The organism is Polyangium spumosum, assembly GCF_009649845.1.
Classification (GTDB): domain Bacteria; phylum Myxococcota_A; class Polyangia; order Polyangiales; family Polyangiaceae; genus Polyangium; species Polyangium spumosum.
This window is the reverse complement of the sequence record NZ_WJIE01000015.1, coordinates 13,734-30,734: the sequence shown is the minus strand read 5'-3', so window position 1 is coordinate 30,734 and position 17,001 is coordinate 13,734. Positions and strand designations below refer to the sequence as shown.

Genomic DNA, 17,001 nt, shown 5'->3' with positions numbered 1-17,001 from the left:
AACGGCACGGCGAGCCGTGAATTCGAATACCTGCGGAACCCAAAGTGGTGTTCCGCGATGACTCTTCTACTTACCAGTTTACCTGCCGGAAGAGCAAGGACTTTCGTTTTCCGGCCCCCGGATCCCGGGAATGTGTACAGGAATTCAGCCCTCATCCGTCCATAGCGTTTGCTCTTTCAGAATGGGCGTCGGGTGGGCATGATGGAAAGTTTCGTCGTCCGCGCGCGGGCGTCTTTGCAATTCTTCACGCGCGGCGCCGTGTGGTCTTCACGGAGCGGGCGCATGCTCGGATTCGGCCCGCTTCCGTGGCCCTGATACGCTCGGCTCGCCATGGCGCTCCGCGTGCTCCTCATCGACGACGACGTCCGGCTCTTCGAGCTGCTCTCGAGTTACCTCGAGCAGAACGGCTTCCACGTGATCGGAGCCCCGGACGGACCCCGCGGGCTCGCCGCGCTCGAGGCGGGCACGTTCGACGTCGTGCTGCTCGACGTGATGATGCCCGGGATGGACGGGATCGAGGTTTGTCGTCGGATCCGGCAGAAAAATTCGATCCCGATCCTCATGCTCACGGCGCGCGGAGACGAGACGGATCGCGTGGTGGGGCTCGAGATCGGCGCCGACGACTACGTGCCGAAGCCCTTCAGCCCGCGCGAGCTCGTCGCCCGCATCAAGGCCGTGCTGCGCAGGGCCCGCCCCGAGGCCGCCGGCGAGCGGATCGTCGCGGGCGACATCGTCATCGACGTGCCCGGGCGCGTGGTGACGCGCGACGGCGCGCTCGTGGAGCTCACGGGCCTCGAGTTCGATCTGCTCTGCGCGCTGGCCCGCCGCCCCGGGCGCGTGGTCGCGAGGGACGCGTTGCTCTCGGAGGCGGGGCGCGGCGACGTGATCGTCGGAGAACGGACGGTCGACGTGCACATCTCGCACCTCAGGCAGAAGCTCGGCGATGATCCACGCGCGCCCCGGCTCATCAAGACGGTGCGCGGCGTGGGGTACGTGCTGGCGAAAGAGAAGTCGTGAACCGGCTGTCGTGTTACGTGCGCGCCCGGCTGCAGCGCCGCCTCTTCGTGTGGTTCGGCGTGGCGATCCTGGTCTCGGGCGTGGCCTTCTCGCTGGTGATGTTGCTCGTCTCGGCGCCGGGCGGCCCGGCCTGGGCGCGCGAGCTGAGCCGCGCCCGGACCTTCGTGGGCGGGCGCTTCGGCGAGGTGTGGGACGACGGTCGCGCCCGCGAGGCGCTCGCCCGCTCGATGGCGCAGGATCTCGAGGTCAGCGTGATCCTGCGCGACACGAGCGGCGCGGAGCTCGAGGCGTTCGGCGGCGCCTGCGGGCGGAAGGCGTGGACGCTCGAGGCGCCCGTCACGCGTGGGAGCGAGCGTCTCGGCGCCGTGACGATCTGCGCCGAGCGGCCGCGCGCGCACGGCGCGCTGCGATGGCTCCTGCCGCTCGGGGCGGCGAGCATGATCTTGTGGGCGCTCTCGGGCGCGGTGTCGCGCGGGCTCTCGCGCCCGCTCGAGGAGCTCGCGCGCGTGGCGGGCGAGATCGGCCGCGGCAACTACGGCGCGCGGGCGCGGATGGGGCGGCACGTGCACGGCGAGGCCGTGGTGCTGTCTGCCGCGATGAACGAGATGGCCGCGCGGATCGAGCGGCAGATCGGCGATCAGCGGGAGCTGCTCGCGGCGGTCTCACACGAGCTGCGCACGCCGCTCTCGCGCATCCGCCTGCTCACGGAGCTCACGCGGGACGGCGTCTCCGTGCAGAAGAACCTCGACGCGCTCGATCGCGAGGTCGTGGAGATCGACGCCCTCGTCGGGGACTTGCTCGCGCAGAGCCGGCTCGATTTCACGGCGCTGGCGAAGGAGCGGCTCGATCCGGTGGAGGTGGGCCTGCGCGCGCTCGACCGCGCGGGGATCGGCGAGGACGCGCTCGTCGTCGACGGAGCGCCGGAGCCCTTCGAGGCCGATCCCACGCTCTGCGCGCGGGCGCTAGCGAACCTGCTCGACAATGCGAAGAAGCACGGCGGCGGCGTGGTCGCGCTCCGGATCACGGCGGCCGAGGGTGGGGTCGTCTTCGAGGTCGAGGACGCGGGCCGGGGCCTCTCGCCCGGCGAGGAGAAGCGGATCTTCGAGCCGTTTTACCGCCGGCCGGACGAGAAGGCGCGGGAGCAGGGGTCGCTCGGGCTCGGGCTCTCGCTGGTCTCGCGGATCGCCGAGGCGCACGGGGGCCGCGCGCGGGCGGCGAACCGGGAGGGAGGGGGCGCGCGGATCGGGATGGAGCTGCCGGCGGTCGCGCGTCGAAACGTGTAACGACTGTGCTAAGCGTGGCGCCGATGTTTTCCCGCGAGGTCCACGTCGAGGCGATCGTCGTCCGTCCTCTCTCGGTGCCGCTCTGCGATCCGTTCGTCATCGCCACGGGCCGCGTGACCGTGACGCGCTCCGCGGAGGTGCGGGTGACGCTGGCCGAGGGCGGCGCGCGGGCCGAGGGGCTCGGCGAGGGCGCGGCGCTCTGGCCGGTGACGGTCGAGGATCAGCCGGAGGTGCTCGCGGCGCTCGCGGCGGCCGCGGGTCGTTTGTCGGGGCAGACCCTCGTGTTGCCGCGCGTGGACGGCGAGGAGGGCGTGTCGCTCGTGGCGCTCGCCGACCTCGGGGCGAAGCTCGACGACGCGCTCGGGGGCAAGCCGGTGGCGCGGGCGGCGCTGGAGACGGCGCTGCTCGACGCGTGGGCGCGGCTCGTCGGGGTGCCGCTGCGGCGCCTGCTCGGCGGGGCGCGGGGCGCGGCGACGCGTAGCCTCAGCACGGACATCACGATCCCGATCGCCGAGCCCGCGCGGATGGCCGAGCTCGCGCAGGGCTGGGCGGCGCGGGGGTTTCGCCATTTCAAGGTGAAGGTCGGCAAGGACCTCGAAAAGGACCTCGCGGCGCTCTTCGCGATCCAGAGCGCCGTGCCGGACGCGCGGCTCCGTATCGACGCGAACGCGGGTTTCTCCGCGGCGGAGGCGATTTCGATGGGGCGCGCCGCCGAGGCCCGCGGGCTCGCGGTCGAGTGCTGGGAGCAGCCGTGCGCCGCGGACGATCTCGAAGGAATGGCGGCCGTGGCCGCGGCGCTCGCGCCGCCCGTGATCGCGGACGAGTCCGTGAAGACGCTGGCCGATCTCGCGAGGGTGCGGGCGGCGAACGCCGCGGACGGGGTGAACCTCAAGCTCGTGAAATCGGGCGGGCCGCTCGGGGCGCTCGCGGTGGGGAGGGCGGCGAAGGAGGCGGGGATGCCGATCATGATCGGCGGAATGGTGGAGACGCGGCTCGGCATGACGGCCGGCGCGCACGTGGCGGCGGCGCTCGGGGGGGTCGATTTCGTCGATCTGGATACGGCCTGGTTGCTCGCGGAGGATCCTTATCGGGGCGGATACGAGGCGCAGGGGCCGCTCTACGAATTGCCGGAGGCGCCGGGGCTCGGCGTGACGGCCATCGCGTGACGAGGACGGGCAAACCGTCCCTGCCCTGAACAGGTGAAGCGCGTCTGATCATTTTATGCGCTGCGTCGGGCAGCTTTCCGCCCTCCGCGGCGTCTTGTCCGGGCCGAGGGCCCGTGTACGCTCGGATCGTCTCGTTCCTGGAGGCATGGATGTCCGAAGGTCCGCTCGTCTCGCCGCAGCTCGTCATTCACAGCCGCATGCTCTACACGAGCTGGATCCCCGCCGATCCAAAGGCCTGCGCGCGCCTCTTGCCCGCCGTGCTCCGCCCCGCGAAGAACGACGCGGTGTACATGAACCAATACGTTGTCGATACGCCCGAGCAGACGACGGGCTTCGGCGCCTATTCGCTCACGTACCTCGGCCTCGACCTCGACGGCCACACGGCGCCGGACGGCGTGACCCCGGGCCGCTTCTTCACGCATTACCTGAACTCGTCCGAGCGCGTCCGCGCCTACGCGCTCGAGCGCGGCGTCCCGGCCTCGGCCGGCGAGACCACGCTCGAGGTGGAGAACGACGTCGTGACGGCGACGACCTCCGTGGACAGCGTCCCCGTGATCCGCTCCCGCGCCCGCATCGGCAAGGAGATCGGCATGGTCGCCCGCGGCCACCTCTTTTATCTCACGCGCCTCGGCAATCGAATCCTCGGCGGGAGATACCCGTACATCGGTGACCTCGTGACCCCGTTCGAGGTGCTCTCGATCGAGATGCTCGCGCCCGATCACCCCGTCTACGCGCTCCGCCCCGCCTCGCCGCTGAACGTCGTGTCGGGCTCGTGTTTCTACTCGCCGAGCGATTCGTTCGTGTATCCAGGCGGCGAGGTGGACCTGGGCCCCGCCGGCCATTAAACGGCGGGGCCCGAGGTCCGGAGATCGGCTTCGATGCTCGTCCCCGCTACGCGCGGACGGCGCTCGCCTCGCCGCTGAGGAAGGCCTGGACGGCAGCCAGGTCGTAGGCGTTCTCCCAGTGCTCCAGGATCAGGCCTTCACGGAAGCGCCATAGACCGCAGAACGGCACCGCGAGGGTCGCCCCGTCTTCGCGCCGCGCCCGCAGGACGCCGAAGACGGCCCCGAAATGGTCGTTCGCGACGATCTGCTCCACGTCCATCACCAGCGTGCCGCCGGTCGAGCGGATGAGATCACGCTCGTGGCGGACGGCGGCCTCCCGGCCGACGACGCGGCCCGCCGCGGCCTCGCGATAAAACGCCCGATCCGCCCTGTGGAGGACCATATCGTCAGCGGCGAACTCCCCGATGCGCGTCAGATCGGCGTACACGGCGCGCAACATGCGGACGTTGGGGTGAAGGGCGGCGGTCGTCACGACGCCTCCTCGGTGGTGGAGTCGGCGTGCGCCGCCGAGGGACGCCACGTCGGCACGCTCGCGGCGATGTCGGCGATCTCGGCCATGTCCTTCTCGCTCAGCTCGATCTCGGCGGCGCGGCAGTTCTCTTCCAGGTGCTTGATGGAGGAGGTGCCGGGGATCGCGAGAATGGCCGGCGACTTGTGCAAGAGCCACGCGAGGGCGACCTGGGCGGGCTTGAGATCGCGCTTTCTGGCCCACCCGGCGAGGATGCTGTCGGGGCCGGCGAGGGCGCCGTGTCCCATGGGGAACCACGGGATGAAGGCGATGCCATTCTGTTCGCAATGGCGCAGGACCGGCTCGCCGGCGCGGTCCGCGACGTTGTAGAGGTTCTCCACGGCGACGATCTCGGTGATCGCGCGCGCCGCGGTGAGCTGCTCGATCGTGACCTCGGGTTGCCCGGAGAGCGCGATATGACGGATCTTGCCCTGCTCCCGGAGCCGGACGAGCTCGCCGAGCTGATCGGCCAGCGGCACGGCCGGGTCGATGCGGTGGAGCTGATACAGATCGATCCGCTCGAGCCCGAGGTTCCGCAGGCTCATCTCCACCTGCTGGCGGAGGTACGCCGGGCGCCCGCAGGGGACGATGTAGGGTTTTTCGCGGTTCGTCCAGTCCTCGGGTCCGGAGCGGAGGAGCCCGCCCTTCGTGGTGATCACGAGCCCCTTGGGGTAAGGGTGGAGGGCGCGGCGGATGATTTGCTCGTTGGCATCCGGGCCGTACGAGTCGGCGGTGTCGATGAAATTGACGCCGAGGTCGACCGCGCGGCGCAGGAGCCGGATGGCCGCCTCGGGGTCGGCCGGAGGTCCCCACATGCCGGGGCCGGTCAGGTACATCGCGCCATAGCCGAGTCGCCGCACGTTGAGGTCGCCGCCGAGGGTGAACGTCGACGACGGATATGCGAGCGCTTGATTCATTGCAATTCCCCCTTGTCCTTCTCGATCCACGGGTAGCGGCGGAATGCCGGCCGTCCCTACTGGTTTTCCTTCGTCCTCCAGGAGCCGACGGACATCTCCGCCGTGATTCCGGGGCCGAACCCTGCGATCACTCCCTCGCCGTTCTCGCGGACTTTGTTGTCCGCGAACAGGCGCCCGAGGGAGTCGAGCACCACCACGCTGGCGATGTTGCCGTATTCGGTCAACGTGGCCCTGCTGTACCGGAACGACTCCTGGGGGACGTCCAGGTACATGCACAGGTCATTGAGGATGCGCGGCCCGCCGGCGTGGATGATGTAGAAATCGAGGCTGCGCACGTTCCAGCCGTGGCGCTCGACGAGCTGCCGCACCACGGGCGCGAGCGGCTTCATCGTCCCGGGGACCCGCTTGTCGAGCCGGAAATGGAAGCCCGTCTCCTTCACGTGGTACGAGATCCATTCCTCGGTGTCCGGGATGAGGTACGACGCATTGCGCTCGAGCCGGATGCCCGAGCCTCCGCGGCCCCGGACGACGACCGCGCCCACCGCGTCCCCGAAGAGCCCGTCCGACAGGAGCGAGCCGACGTCATCGTCGGGCGGCTGATAACATAACGAGCAGAACTCGCAGGCGACGATGAGGACGTTCGCGCCGGGGTGCGCCACGCAGAAGTCGTGCGCGCGGTTGATGGCCGCCGCGCCGGCCGCGCAGCCGAGCTGCGCGATCGGGATCTGCCGCGTGTCGTGGCGGAACCCCATCTTGTTCACGAGCCAGGCCGTCATGGCCGGCATCGTGAATCCGGTGCACGAGACATAGATGATGGCGTCGATGTCCTCCGCCGAGAGCTCCGCATTCGCCAGCGCCCGCTTTATCACCGGCGGGACCCGGCGCTTCGCCTCGGCCTCGTAGATCTTGTTTCGCGCCTCGAAGCCCGGGTGCTCGAGGGTCTGCTCCAGGGGCTGCACGATGTGCCGCTTCTGCACCCCGGTGCTGCTGATGAGGCGCAATGCGAGCTTCAATTGCGGTTTGCCCGCGTGGAGCCGCTCTGCGAGCCTCAGCGTATCGGCCATCGTGACGATGTTCTCCGGAACCGCGACTTCGGGCCTGCACAAGGTGGCCATGATCCCTCCTCCGTGAGTGGTCTCGTGTCGACGCAGGTCAAGGATGAGAGCCAGGACGCCGTGAAAGGCCGCCCTCGACGACGTCACTTCCCTACGTCATCTGGACCTTTTCGCCGCTCTCGAAGGGCGGCTGCGTCCGATGTCGTGGGGCGTAGGCTCGAGATAACCAGGTCCAATAACTCGGTCGCGAATGTAATGACGTCCCGAGCGTGATACCCCGCGTTCATGAAATCACGGAACATGGTCTTCGCGAGGACGCGGATCTCGGCGCCCGGCATCGACCCACGTGTCGTGCCCGAATCGTGACCGTCTGCCGCCGGCATACCATCGCTCCTCGATTCTCCACCCTGGAGACCGTGTCGATTGCAAAGGAGCGAGCAAGCTCTGGACCAGACGAGCGCGCGCCGGCCGTTTCGGAGAATCCGGCCACGCGAATCCGGTGTTGTCGCGCCTTCGCCGATCGGAGCGGGCTACATCACGCCTTGTGCGACATCGTGGGAGATCGAGCGCGCCGGCCGGGTACATGCTGCGCGGTTTCATTCACGGCATACTGGGTGTGCCGTGCCCGTCGTCGCCGCGGCGGAAATTCGAGGGCGAATGTCGAGAACGCGCGGCGCCTTCAGCATCGGGCGCACGCCCGTGGTCGGGAGCGGCCCCTCCGCACTAGGCCCACGCCCGCGGGGCTCCGGCGCCGTGGTGATCCGGCCTCGGGCGAGCGCCCGTCAGAGGTGCGATTTCAGGAAGGCGAGCGTCAGGGCCCAGGCCTGAGCCGCGGCGACGGCGTCGTAATTGCTGCGCGCGTCGCAGAAGAAGCCGTGGTCGTACTGCGAGAACTCGATGCTGACGTAGGGCTTTTCGTGCTTGCGGAGCGCGTCGACCGTGCTGCGCGTGGATTCCAGCGAGATATACGGATCCTTGCCGGCCCAGATGAGCAGGACGGGCCCGCTTTGCGTCTCGGCGTACGCGAGTTTGTCAGGGGCGATGTTGCCGTAAAACGAGACCGCGCAGCGCAGCTTCGCCACGCCGTTCGCCACGAACGAGAGCCGCCCGCCCATGCAGAACCCGAGCGCGGCGACGCGGCCGTCCGCGACGGCCGGGTGCTTGTCGAGATAATCGGCGGCGGCGCGCACGTCCGCCTCGCTCTGCTCTCCCTTGTATTGCCCCGCGAGCTGCAGGCTGGGGGAGAAGTCCTCGTAGCCGCCCTCGTAGCCGGGCGAGATGCGGTGGAAGAGGTCGGGCGCGAGCGTCACGTACCCCTCGCGGGCGAAGCGCTCGGCGACGTCGCGGATGTGCGCATTGACGCCGAAGATCTCCTGCAGGACGAGGATCGCGGGGCGGGGCTCGTCACCCTCGGGCCGGCAGAGGTAACCGCTCATCGTCGTTCCGTCGCCGACGGGGATCTGGACGCGCTCGGTGCGAATGTTCATCGATGTCTCCTTCGTGCAGGGTTTGGCAGGTCAACCCGCTGCGGGGGTCTCGCCCGGCTGCTCGGCCGGGGGAAGCTCGGCGTCGGGCTTCGTCCGGAAGACGAGCCAGAGCGCCGCGGGCAGGGCGGTGAAATCGGCGATCATCGAGAGGACGAAGGCCACGGCGGAGAGGATGCCGAATTGCCGGATCGGCGGCAGATCCGCCATCCCGAAGGCCAGAAAGCCGCCCGCGTTGATGAGCGTCGCGAAGAAGATCGCCCGGCCCGATACGAAGAGCGTGTGCTGGAGCGCCTTCTCCACCGAGGCGCCGTCCTTGCGACCTTCCTGGAAGTGGTAAAAGAAGTGGATCTGATCGTTCTCGCTCGTCCCGAGCACGGTCGACGCGATGAGGATCGTCGCGACGTTCAGCGTCATGCCCGAGAGGCGCATCACGCCGAACATGACGAGGATCGCGAAGAGCGAGGGGATCATGGCCATGAGCCGCGCCGCCCCGCTGCGGAAGACCAGCAGGAACGTGACGAAGATGATCCCGACCGTGAGCTCGAAGCTCTCGACCAGCGTGGGCACGAGGCTCTGCGAGACCCGCGCCTGCAAGGGCGCCATGCCCACGGTGCGGAGCTCGAACTCCTTCAAGGCAGGGTTCTTCTCGACCGCGTTTTTCCAGTGCCCGTCGATGCTCGCCTGGAGCCGCTCGAACGCCTCGTGTTCGGTCGCCTTCGAGATGATCGTGAAATGGGTCTGTCCGAGGCCGGTTTTCTGGACGAACCGGCCGAGCAGCGGGTCGACGGGCGCGAGGGATTCGAGCGTCCCGGCGAGCTCGTCGAGCGCCTCGGCGTCCGTGGGGAACACGTCGCCGGCGCCGCCGAGGTACTGCATCATGCGCAGGATCGTGGTCGGCCCGATCGCGGCGCCGACCTCGGGATCGGCGACGAGGCCCTCGTGAAACGCCTGGAATCCCTTCAGCGCGTCGGGCTCCGAGACGCTGCCGACGCTGCCTTTCAGCCAGACCTCGGTGATGGAGAGCCCGGGGAGCTTCGATTCGATGGCCTTCGTGTCCGCGTAGAGCCGTGATCCCGAGTTGATGTATTCGACGGGATCGGTGAGCAGCCGCATCGGCTTGACCACGCCGGGCAGGCCGAAGAGCGCGACGCCGCCCGCGACGGAGAGCGCGATCGAGCCGAGGACGAGCGGCCAGCGATACCGATAACTCCACCGGGGCAGCGCCGCGGTGAGCCGGACGAACCAGGCCGCCGCGACCTTCTGCTCGAGCGCGGTCGGCGTCTTCAGGATCTTCTGCAGCGCAGGGAAGAGCGTGAAAATGACGACGTACGTGAGCCCGAGGCCGACCGCGACCCAGATGCCCATTTGCTTGATGGGCTGGATGCTCGACACGACGAGCGCCGCGAAGCCCACGGCGGTCGCGAAGATCGAGGCGGTGCACGCGAGCCACTTGTTGGCGAACGAGAAGACCTGGTGCTCGTCGACGCCGCGATCCGCGGGGCGCTCGACGAAGCGCGATTGCAGGTAGACGAGCGTCGCCGTGGCCGTGACGAGGATCGTCATCGGCACCATCGGCGAGACGATCGTGAGCGTGCCGCCCGTGAGGCCGATGTAACCCATGGAGAGGGCGATGCAGACGCCGAGCGTGATGAGGAACGCCGCGAGCGTGCGCGCCGAGCGATAGAGGAAGAGGCAGAGGCCGATGATGAACACCGCGAAGAGGCCGAAATACGTCGGCCCGGTCTTCTGCATGTCCTCGTCGAGGTAGATGTTCACGTACGGCTGGCCGACCTGGCGCAGCGTCTTCAGCGGGGGGCCGTCGCCGCCGGTCGCCTCGATCGCGCGGCGCACCGCGGTGAGGGTCTCGCGCCGCTGCTCGCTCGAGTGCACGTCGAGCACGAGGGCGATGGCGAGGTAGCCGTCGCCGGCGAGGCCCTGATCCTGGAAGAGCTTGGTGCCGGTGACGAACTTGCGGAGCGCCTCGGATTGCTCCGGCGTCGGGTCGAAGCCGGCCTTGGCGCGGCGGAAAATGGAGAGCGCCGAGTTCGGCTCGACGCGCGGGATATCCTTCAGCGCGCGCTCGAGTTTGTCGAAGCGCTCGAGCACCGCGGGCGCGAAGGGATCGTCGGCCTCGGCGAGCAGGACCGCGAACTCGCCCGCGCCGAAGACCTTCTCGAACTCGCGCGTCTCGACGTAGTCCGTGTCGCTCGTCGCGATGAGCCGCTCGATCGCGTTGTCCTGCTGGACGCGCGCCGCGAACCAGGCCGCGGGCGGGAGGACGAGCGCATAAAGGGCGATGATGATCCAGCGTGCCGCGACGATGCGGGAGAAGAGGCGCACGAGCCAACCGGGCGCGTCGTGGCTCGGGTTCGCAGGGCCTTTCGGGGTGCTCGGAGAGATCGACACGGCACGCTGCTATCACGATCCCGCGCAGGCCGCCCGTCGATCCGCGCGGCGTTTCAGGGCGTAGGCGCTTGCGCGGCGGGCTTCGGGCATGTGGGGTTGCCCGCGTCCTTGAGGAGCTGCGCGAGGAGGGCTTGATCGTCGCGGCGCAGCTTTCCGCGCTCCGCCGAGCAGCGGCAGAGATGCGGCTTGGCGGGCTCGGCGTCGCCGAGCGCGATGTACGCCTCGGCGACGCGCAGGTGGTTCTCGATGACGTCGGGGTCCTTCTCGACGAGGCCTTCGAGCAGCTCGAGCCCCGTCTCTGAATCTCCCTTTCGCAGGAGCGCCGCGGGCGCGACCACGTAGAGCGTGCCGAGCATGCGCGTCGCGGCGCCGCGGCGGAAGTCGGGATCGAGCTCGCGGCTGCGGCTCGCGTAGTGCTCGACCTCGCCGACCATGTCCGCCCCGAGCAGGCCCTTGAGCTGCACGAGCCGCCCGGTGACGACGGCGCGCGCGTACGTGTACGCGGGCGTGTCGATGGGGATCGCGCGGACCTCGGCGTAGGCGAGCTGGCGATCCTCCGGGGTGTCCTTGCCCGCGGCGATGAGCTCTTCGAGCGCGTCGGCGATGGCGAGCGCGTCTTTCGTGGCGATGGCGGTCTTGAGGGAAGCGCTGACGGCGGGGCCCTGCGCGCCGGTCACGCTGCTCCAGCACGCGGGGAGCGCGCCCAGGGCAGCGACGAGGAGGAGAGAGGACCAGCGCACGGGCGGGAGAAATAACACCGTCCGCGGGGAGAAGCGCCCCCGCGGAAACGAGCGAGCGAGCGCTACTTGTCGTACGCGGAGACGACGCCCGCGTAGTCGGACGAGCTCGCGGACTTGAGAGCGAGGATGCCCACCTCGCCGCACGTCGCTTTGCCCTCGCCCTCGCAGATCTTGCCGAGGTTTGCCTGGAACGCCTTGCGCTCGGCGGCGGGCGCCGAGGGGAACGCGACGACGACCATGGGCGGGAGCTTGTCGCTCGACCAGACGGACTTGAGCCCCGCGTCGATCTTGCCGGCCTCGGCGAGCTGGGCGTCGTCGACGAGCGCGCAGACGGCGTCGCCCTTCACGACCTTCTTGATCGTCTGGATCGGGCGGGTCGTCGTGACCATCGTGAAATCGTCGAGCTTGAAGGCGCCCTTCGAGACGACCTTGTTGATGAACTTGGCGTCGTCGGCGTGGTCACTCGCGAGCGTCTTGCCCTTGCAACCGGCGAGGTCCGAGGCGCTCTTGCTGATGAGGTGGTACTGCTGGCCGCCCGCGCGGTTCACCGCGACCTGGCCGATGATCTCGAGGTTGTGTTTGCCCTTGAGGCCGAGGAAGGCGCCGAGCGAGAGGATGCCGTAGTGAGGTTTCTGGGCGGAGATGAAGGCCTCGGCGTTGCCGCGGCTCGTGTGATACTCGCCCTTCGCGCCGCTCCAGCCGTTCTGCCTGGCCGCGACGGACACGAACTTGTCGACATAAGGCTGAGCTTGCGCCGCGCTCCCCACCCCGTGCTCGCGGAGCACGAGGACCCCGATCGGCGCCTCCGCGGCCGCGTCCGCGCACAAGAAACCAGAGGCGGAAGCGATCACGGCGGTGGCGAGCAGGGAGCGAAAGACAGTCGTTCGCACGGGTAGACCTCCTGGCTGACTTGGACGAGCGAGCCGGGACTCTATGCACCGAGAGCCGTACCGACATCGGAAAAAATGAAGAGCACGATCAGCCCGGGTGCGTGAAGGTGGGACGGGCGGGTTTCGGGCAAGAAATCGTCATGGATTCGATGGGTTGCTCGGGTACGTCCCGTCCTCTTCCCAGGTGTCCACGAAGGTCACCTTCACATCACCCCGCATCGCCGCGACGTCCACGGCAGTATGCTCTTCCACACGTTGGTAGCGAAGGTCGACCTCCCCACGGCCGACCGAGAGGCGCTTGACCTCGACCCAGTGCAGCCATCGCGGGAGGGTGGGACGGACGATCCGCAGCTCGCTCCCAGGCGCGTTGGGCGAGAGGCCGAGGAGGGAGGCGAGGAGCGTGGCCCACGAGGCCGCCGCCCAGGCCTGAGGGCTACACGCGACAGGGTAACGGACGGGGACGCCGAAGGCGCTGCGCGCAAAGCCGCAGAAGAGCTCGGGCATGCGATAGCCGGGGAAATGCTGCGCCGCCTCGAAGAGCGCCGTGATGAGCTCGAGGGCGAGCGGCTCCTGGCGGTAACGCTTGAAGCCGAGGGCGATGAGGGCGTTGTCGTGAGGCCAGACGGTGCCGAGGTGGTAACCCGTGGGGTTGTACCGAGCCGCGCGGGTGGAGAGGGTGCGGATGCCGAAGCCAGAGAAGAGGTCTTCCTCCATGAGACGGCGCGCCATGAGCTCGCCGTGCGCGTGCGGGACGGCGCCCGCCCAGAGCGCATGGCCCGCGTTGGAGGCGACAGTCGCGACCTGTCGCTTGTGTCCGTCGAGCGCGATCGCGTAGGCGTTCTCGGAGGGCATCCAGAAGGCCGCGTCGATGGCGTCGCGTAACCTCGCGGCGCGGAGCTCCTCGGCCTCGGCCCGCGCGGCGTCGCCGAGCGCGCGGTAGACGCGGGCCGCGGCGCGGCGGCTCGCGTAGGCGTAGGCCTGCACCTCGACGAGCGCGATCGGCGCTTCGGCGAGGGTGCCGTCAGGATGCGTGATCGCGTCGGTGGAGTCCTTCCAGCCCTGGTTGACGAGGCCCGCGTCCGAGCGGCACGCGTACTCGAGGAAGCCGTCGCCGTCGCGATCGCCATATCGATCCATCCAGAGGAGCGCGGCGTCGAGGTTCGGGCGGAGCTCGCGGACGAGCTCGAGGTCGCCGGTCGTGCGGTAGTACTCGGCGAGGAGGATGATCCAGAGGGGCGTGGCGTCGACGGTGCCGTAGTAGGGCGAGAAGGGGACGACGCCGAGGCGCGCGAGCTCGCCGCGGCGGTATTCGTGCATGACCTTGCCAGGCTCCTCGTCGCGCGTGGGATCGTCGCGCTTGCCCTGGTGGTGGTTGAGCAAGCGGAGCGCCTGGCGCGCAGGCTCGGCGGAGAGCCACAGGTAGAGCAGCGCCGTGATGATGGTGTCGCGCCCGAAGAGGCACGCATACCAGGGGATGCCGGCGGCGATGAAGGGCGCGTCGGGCTCACCCGAGAGCAGCACGCGGAGGTCGCTCCGGGCCTTCGCGAAGATCGCGTTGAAGAGGCTGTTCGAAGTCTCGACGCCGACCTGGCCGGCGAGCCACTGCTTGTACCCGGTGAGCGTACGTCGTTGCGGCGGGGGGCCGTTCGTCGTGGTCGCGAGGGGCGAGGCGTCGACGCTGACGCCGATGGTGATGCAGATGGAGCCGCCCGGGCGGAGCTCGATGCGATAACTCGCGGTGCACGCTTCGAGGCGATCGGGGCTGGGATCGAAGCGGACTTCGGTGCGCCTCGCGAGGCCGTCGGCGCCGTCGTAGCGGAAGCGGAGGACGCTCGCGCCGTGCTCGGGCGCGCGCGCGTCGCCTTTGCGCGCGCCCTTCACGATGCCGCGGACCTCGAACATGTCGGAGAAGTCGGCCTCGAAGTGGAGCGCGACGTCGAGCGTGACGGGGAAGCGGTTGTAGTTCTGGAACGTGAGCGACTCGCTGACCTCGGCGGGACGAACCAGGCGGTAGCGGCGGATCTGGATGGTCTGCTCGTGGACGACCTGGCCCTCGGGCGTGACGAGGTTCGGGTTCGTGAGCACCTGCGCGCCGAGGAAATGCGCGTGGTCGCTGGAGAGCAGGATCGTCGGGCGCAGCCCCTGGATGGCGAGCTCGTAGCTGCTCAAGAACCGCGTGTCGCCGAGGTAGAGGCCGTAGCCCTCGCGGTTCTTGCGCGGGACGTTGCCCTCGGCGTCGGTGAGGAGGAAGAGGTCGCCTTCCTTGAGGAGGGTCGCGTCGCGGATGTCGCGCGCAGAGGGCGGCGCGTCGAGCGAGACGATGCCGGAAGGCGCGGGTTCGGGCAGTGGCGCGGGAAGCGCGAGGCCCTCGGGGAACGCGCGGAAGCCGCCGCGCGCAGGGTCGTCGTCGTGAGGTCCGTTCATCAGGCGACCTCCTCGCGGGCGCGGTCGACCTCACGCGCGACGGACTCGAGGAGATCACTCACGTCGAAGGGCTTCGAGAGCACACGGCGGACCTGCGGCGTGAGGCGGAGCTGCGCGAGGAACGCCGAGACGACGATCACCGGCGTATGGCGCGTCTCCGGCTTCTGGCCGAGCTCTTCGAGGACCGCGTTGCCGTCCTTGCCCGGCAGCATCAGGTCGAGCAGCACGAGGTCCGCGCGCTCGCGCAGGGCGATCGCGGCGGCGTCGATGCCATCGGCGACGCCGACGACGTCGTAGCCCTCGGCGCCGAGCAGGAAGGTCTCGAGATCCCGGAGCTCGGGGTCGTCCTCCACGACGACGATCTTCTTCCTCGGCACGAGTAGGGCTCCTCCGATCGGTAGGGGAGGCGGGCTGCGCCGGGCTCGGCCGATCGCAGCCCCCAGAGATCCATCGACTCCCGGAGCACGTACGGTGCCGCGGCCGTGTGGCGGACGCGCACGTGCAAGCGAGCTCGGGCCGAGGCGAGCGGTCGGGGCGCGAGGCCACGCTCGAAGCGGCTCTCCGCGGCGCTTCGAGGGACCGGCCCCCGAGGTGTCGAAAAGCGAAATTCGTCCTTGCGCGCGGCCCTTCAGCCGATCTATCTATACGCCCCCGTTGGCCGAGGGGCCGATGGATACGATGCCCTTCACGGGAAGTGCATCACGCGAAGATGGCGGAATTGGCAGACGCGCTGGATTCAGGTTCCAGTGCCCGCAAGGGCGTGGAGGTTCAAGTCCTCTTCTTCGCACTGCTCGGGTTGGACAATCACGTCGAGGGGAATCGCGACTTCGCTTGATGAGGTAGGCAGCCGTGATCCCCTGCGGATCAGGTGCCAGCCTTGACGAGGACGATCCAATGTCGCATGGCGCGCCGGGGGGCTCGGGGGGGATGAAGCAGGTTCGCTCCCCGGAAGTCGCGACCGGCGCGCGACGCACGCGATTCGTCGGCGTCGCCGCGAGCCTCCTGCTCGTCGCCGTCGGGTGCAAGTCGTCGAAGGAAGCCGGAGCCGGCCCAGCGCCGAGCGCCTCCGCCGCGACGAGCGCCGAAGCACCCGCGACCTCGGCGCTCGTGGCGCCACCCCCGCCGCCGAGCGAGCCCACGGGCACAGGCGTGGGCTCGTTCGTCCCCGCCGCGCAAACCGAAGCCTGCAAGGCGCAGAGCGGCGACATCGCGACGTACCTGCAGCGCGGCGAAGTCACGGCCGCAGGGCACGAAGGATCCATCGCGGCAGCCTGGCTCATCAAGCTCGCCGCAAACAAGCCAGGCGCGCAGCTCGCATTCGCAGGATTCGCGCTCGACGCGAAGCAAGTGGCACGCGCGCGCGGCATCGGGACCGCGAACGAGGTGACCCCGCGAATCTTCCCGAACGGCGCAGGCTTCACGCTCGTCTGGTTCGACGCCGCCGGCCTGGCCTACACGAAGCCACGCTGGGAGACCGCGCCGGCGCCGGTGATCGAGCACCTCGGCGCAGTGAGCGGCGCAAACGCGGACGACGTGGCCCTCGCAGCGACGCCCGCAGGCGCGATCGTCGCCGTGGCGCCGTTCAACATGGACAAGGCACAGCTCGGCCTCTTCCAGTTCGCCCCGACCGACGCCGCAGCGCCCGCCGTGCAGGCACTCGGCGCGACCCACCACGCCAAAGAGCCACATCGGCCCGCAGTCGCCGCAGACGCGAGCGGCTACACGGTCGCCTGGCACGAAGGAGACGGGCGGATCGTCGTGTCGCGCTTCGATCTCACAGGCAAGGAGATCGACGAGGCCTACACCCTCGCAGCAGCCCCAGCCGAAGGCGTGACGCGTGATCGCGTGAACCTCGTGGCCACGACGAAAGGCGCGATGGCCGTGTGGATCGAAGGCGACAAGATCCTCGCGCGCGCCGTCGACGCAGCCGCACGCCCCGGCGAAAAGACATGGCTCGTCGGCCGCGGAAAAGCAGCCGCCCTCGCCCCCATCGACGACGGCGCGCTCGTCGTGTTCCTCGGCCCAGAAGGCGGCAAGGACGATCAGGTGCTCGCCGTGAAGCTCGCCGCGAGCGGCGAGCCATCAGCCACGGGTATGCGCATCAGCGACGGTACAGGTCCCGTGAAGGACCCAGCCGCAGTCACGCCCGCCAGCCCGCGCATGGGCTTCCTGTGGACCGAGCCCATGAGCAACGGCGTGAGCACGAAGCGCGCGATCCTGCGGACGATCGAGTCGAGCTGCATTCCCTGAGAGGGCGTTTCAC

The 17,001-nt window shown here is 69.3% G+C and carries 14 protein-coding genes and 1 tRNA gene; 6 read left to right on the top strand and 9 right to left on the bottom strand.

Annotated features, from left to right (window positions below):
- Positions 1-330: 330 nt before the first annotated feature.
- The 4 genes from GF068_RS34800 to GF068_RS34785 all read left to right on the top strand — a co-directional run bounded on the left by GF068_RS34800 (position 331) and on the right by GF068_RS34785 (position 4,311).
- Positions 331-1,017 (top strand): response regulator transcription factor, encoded by a 687-nt coding sequence (locus tag GF068_RS34800; protein WP_153823849.1) that lies wholly within the window; start codon positions 331-333, stop codon positions 1,015-1,017.
- Positions 1,014-2,300 (top strand): HAMP domain-containing sensor histidine kinase, encoded by a 1,287-nt coding sequence (locus tag GF068_RS34795; protein WP_338046693.1) that lies wholly within the window; start codon positions 1,014-1,016, stop codon positions 2,298-2,300. The genes GF068_RS34800 and GF068_RS34795 overlap by 4 nt, the downstream gene beginning before the upstream one ends.
- Positions 2,301-2,323: 23 nt before the next feature.
- Positions 2,324-3,466, top strand: coding sequence for a dipeptide epimerase (locus GF068_RS34790; protein WP_153823848.1), 1,143 nt, complete (start codon positions 2,324-2,326; stop codon positions 3,464-3,466).
- Between the two features lie 149 nt (positions 3,467-3,615).
- Entirely contained in the window at positions 3,616-4,311 is a 696-nt protein-coding gene (locus GF068_RS34785) for a hypothetical protein (RefSeq protein ID WP_153823847.1), read from the top strand.
- Between the two features lie 46 nt (positions 4,312-4,357).
- Here GF068_RS34785 and GF068_RS34780 read toward each other — a convergent pair whose 3' ends face one another.
- The 9 genes from GF068_RS34780 to GF068_RS43875 form a co-directional block, all read right to left on the bottom strand.
- Positions 4,358-4,750, bottom strand: coding sequence for a nuclear transport factor 2 family protein (locus tag GF068_RS34780; protein ID WP_153823968.1), 393 nt, complete (start codon positions 4,748-4,750; stop codon positions 4,358-4,360).
- A gap of 29 nt (positions 4,751-4,779) precedes the next feature.
- The gene (locus GF068_RS34775; protein ID WP_153823846.1) at positions 4,780-5,736 is read right to left on the bottom strand and encodes an aldo/keto reductase; all 957 of its coding nucleotides are present in this window, start codon (positions 5,734-5,736) and stop codon (positions 4,780-4,782) included.
- A gap of 56 nt (positions 5,737-5,792) precedes the next feature.
- Positions 5,793-6,851 (bottom strand): type III polyketide synthase, encoded by a 1,059-nt coding sequence (locus GF068_RS34770; RefSeq protein ID WP_153823845.1) that lies wholly within the window; start codon positions 6,849-6,851, stop codon positions 5,793-5,795.
- A gap of 722 nt (positions 6,852-7,573) precedes the next feature.
- On the bottom strand, positions 7,574-8,278 hold the full coding sequence (locus GF068_RS34765; protein ID WP_153823844.1) for a dienelactone hydrolase family protein: 705 nt from the start codon (positions 8,276-8,278) through the stop codon (positions 7,574-7,576).
- Between the two features lie 30 nt (positions 8,279-8,308).
- Entirely contained in the window at positions 8,309-10,684 is a 2,376-nt protein-coding gene (locus tag GF068_RS34760) for an MMPL family transporter (RefSeq protein WP_153823843.1), read from the bottom strand.
- A gap of 53 nt (positions 10,685-10,737) precedes the next feature.
- Positions 10,738-11,424 carry a tetratricopeptide repeat protein gene (locus GF068_RS34755; RefSeq protein WP_153823842.1) on the bottom strand — a complete coding sequence of 229 codons (687 nt, stop codon included), beginning with the start codon at positions 11,422-11,424 and terminating at the stop codon, positions 10,738-10,740.
- 62 nt (positions 11,425-11,486) lie between these two features.
- Positions 11,487-12,314 (bottom strand): PhnD/SsuA/transferrin family substrate-binding protein, encoded by an 828-nt coding sequence (locus GF068_RS34750; protein WP_153823841.1) that lies wholly within the window; start codon positions 12,312-12,314, stop codon positions 11,487-11,489.
- A 138-nt stretch (positions 12,315-12,452) separates the two neighbouring features.
- Positions 12,453-14,738: an amylo-alpha-1,6-glucosidase gene (locus GF068_RS34745; protein WP_153823840.1), complete on the bottom strand. Its 2,286-nt coding sequence runs from the start codon at positions 14,736-14,738 to the stop codon at positions 12,453-12,455.
- Positions 14,738-15,115 carry a response regulator gene (locus tag GF068_RS43875; RefSeq protein WP_170319854.1) on the bottom strand — a complete coding sequence of 126 codons (378 nt, stop codon included), beginning with the start codon at positions 15,113-15,115 and terminating at the stop codon, positions 14,738-14,740. Before GF068_RS43875 ends, GF068_RS34745 begins: the two co-directional genes overlap by 1 nt.
- A 326-nt stretch (positions 15,116-15,441) precedes the next feature.
- On the opposite strand from GF068_RS43875, the gene GF068_RS34735 reads away from it, so the two are divergent.
- Positions 15,442-15,525: transfer RNA gene (locus tag GF068_RS34735), tRNA-Leu, on the top strand.
- 140 nt (positions 15,526-15,665) lie between these two features.
- Positions 15,666-16,988, top strand: coding sequence for a hypothetical protein (locus GF068_RS34730; RefSeq protein ID WP_153823838.1), 1,323 nt, complete (start codon positions 15,666-15,668; stop codon positions 16,986-16,988).
- Positions 16,989-17,001: the final 13 nt, after the last annotated feature.

Bases quoted from the DNA above. Each gene is read 5' to 3' on its own strand.
- GF068_RS34790 (WP_153823848.1), top strand. From the start codon at position 2,324: ATGTTTTCCCGCGAGGTCCACGTCGAGGCGATCGTCGTCCGTCCTCTC.
- GF068_RS34800 (WP_153823849.1), top strand. From the start codon at position 331: ATGGCGCTCCGCGTGCTCCTCATCGACGACGACGTCCGGCTCTTCGAG.
- GF068_RS34775 (WP_153823846.1), bottom strand. From the start codon at position 5,736: ATGAATCAAGCGCTCGCATATCCGTCGTCGACGTTCACCCTCGGCGGC.
- GF068_RS34770 (WP_153823845.1), bottom strand. From the start codon at position 6,851: ATGGCCACCTTGTGCAGGCCCGAAGTCGCGGTTCCGGAGAACATCGTC.
- GF068_RS34765 (WP_153823844.1), bottom strand. From the start codon at position 8,278: ATGAACATTCGCACCGAGCGCGTCCAGATCCCCGTCGGCGACGGAACG.
- GF068_RS34780 (WP_153823968.1), bottom strand. From the start codon at position 4,750: ATGTTGCGCGCCGTGTACGCCGATCTGACGCGCATCGGGGAGTTCGCC.
- GF068_RS34730 (WP_153823838.1), top strand. From the start codon at position 15,666: ATGAAGCAGGTTCGCTCCCCGGAAGTCGCGACCGGCGCGCGACGCACG.
- GF068_RS34745 (WP_153823840.1), bottom strand. From the start codon at position 14,738: ATGAACGGACCTCACGACGACGACCCTGCGCGCGGCGGCTTCCGCGCG.
- GF068_RS34785 (WP_153823847.1), top strand. From the start codon at position 3,616: ATGTCCGAAGGTCCGCTCGTCTCGCCGCAGCTCGTCATTCACAGCCGC.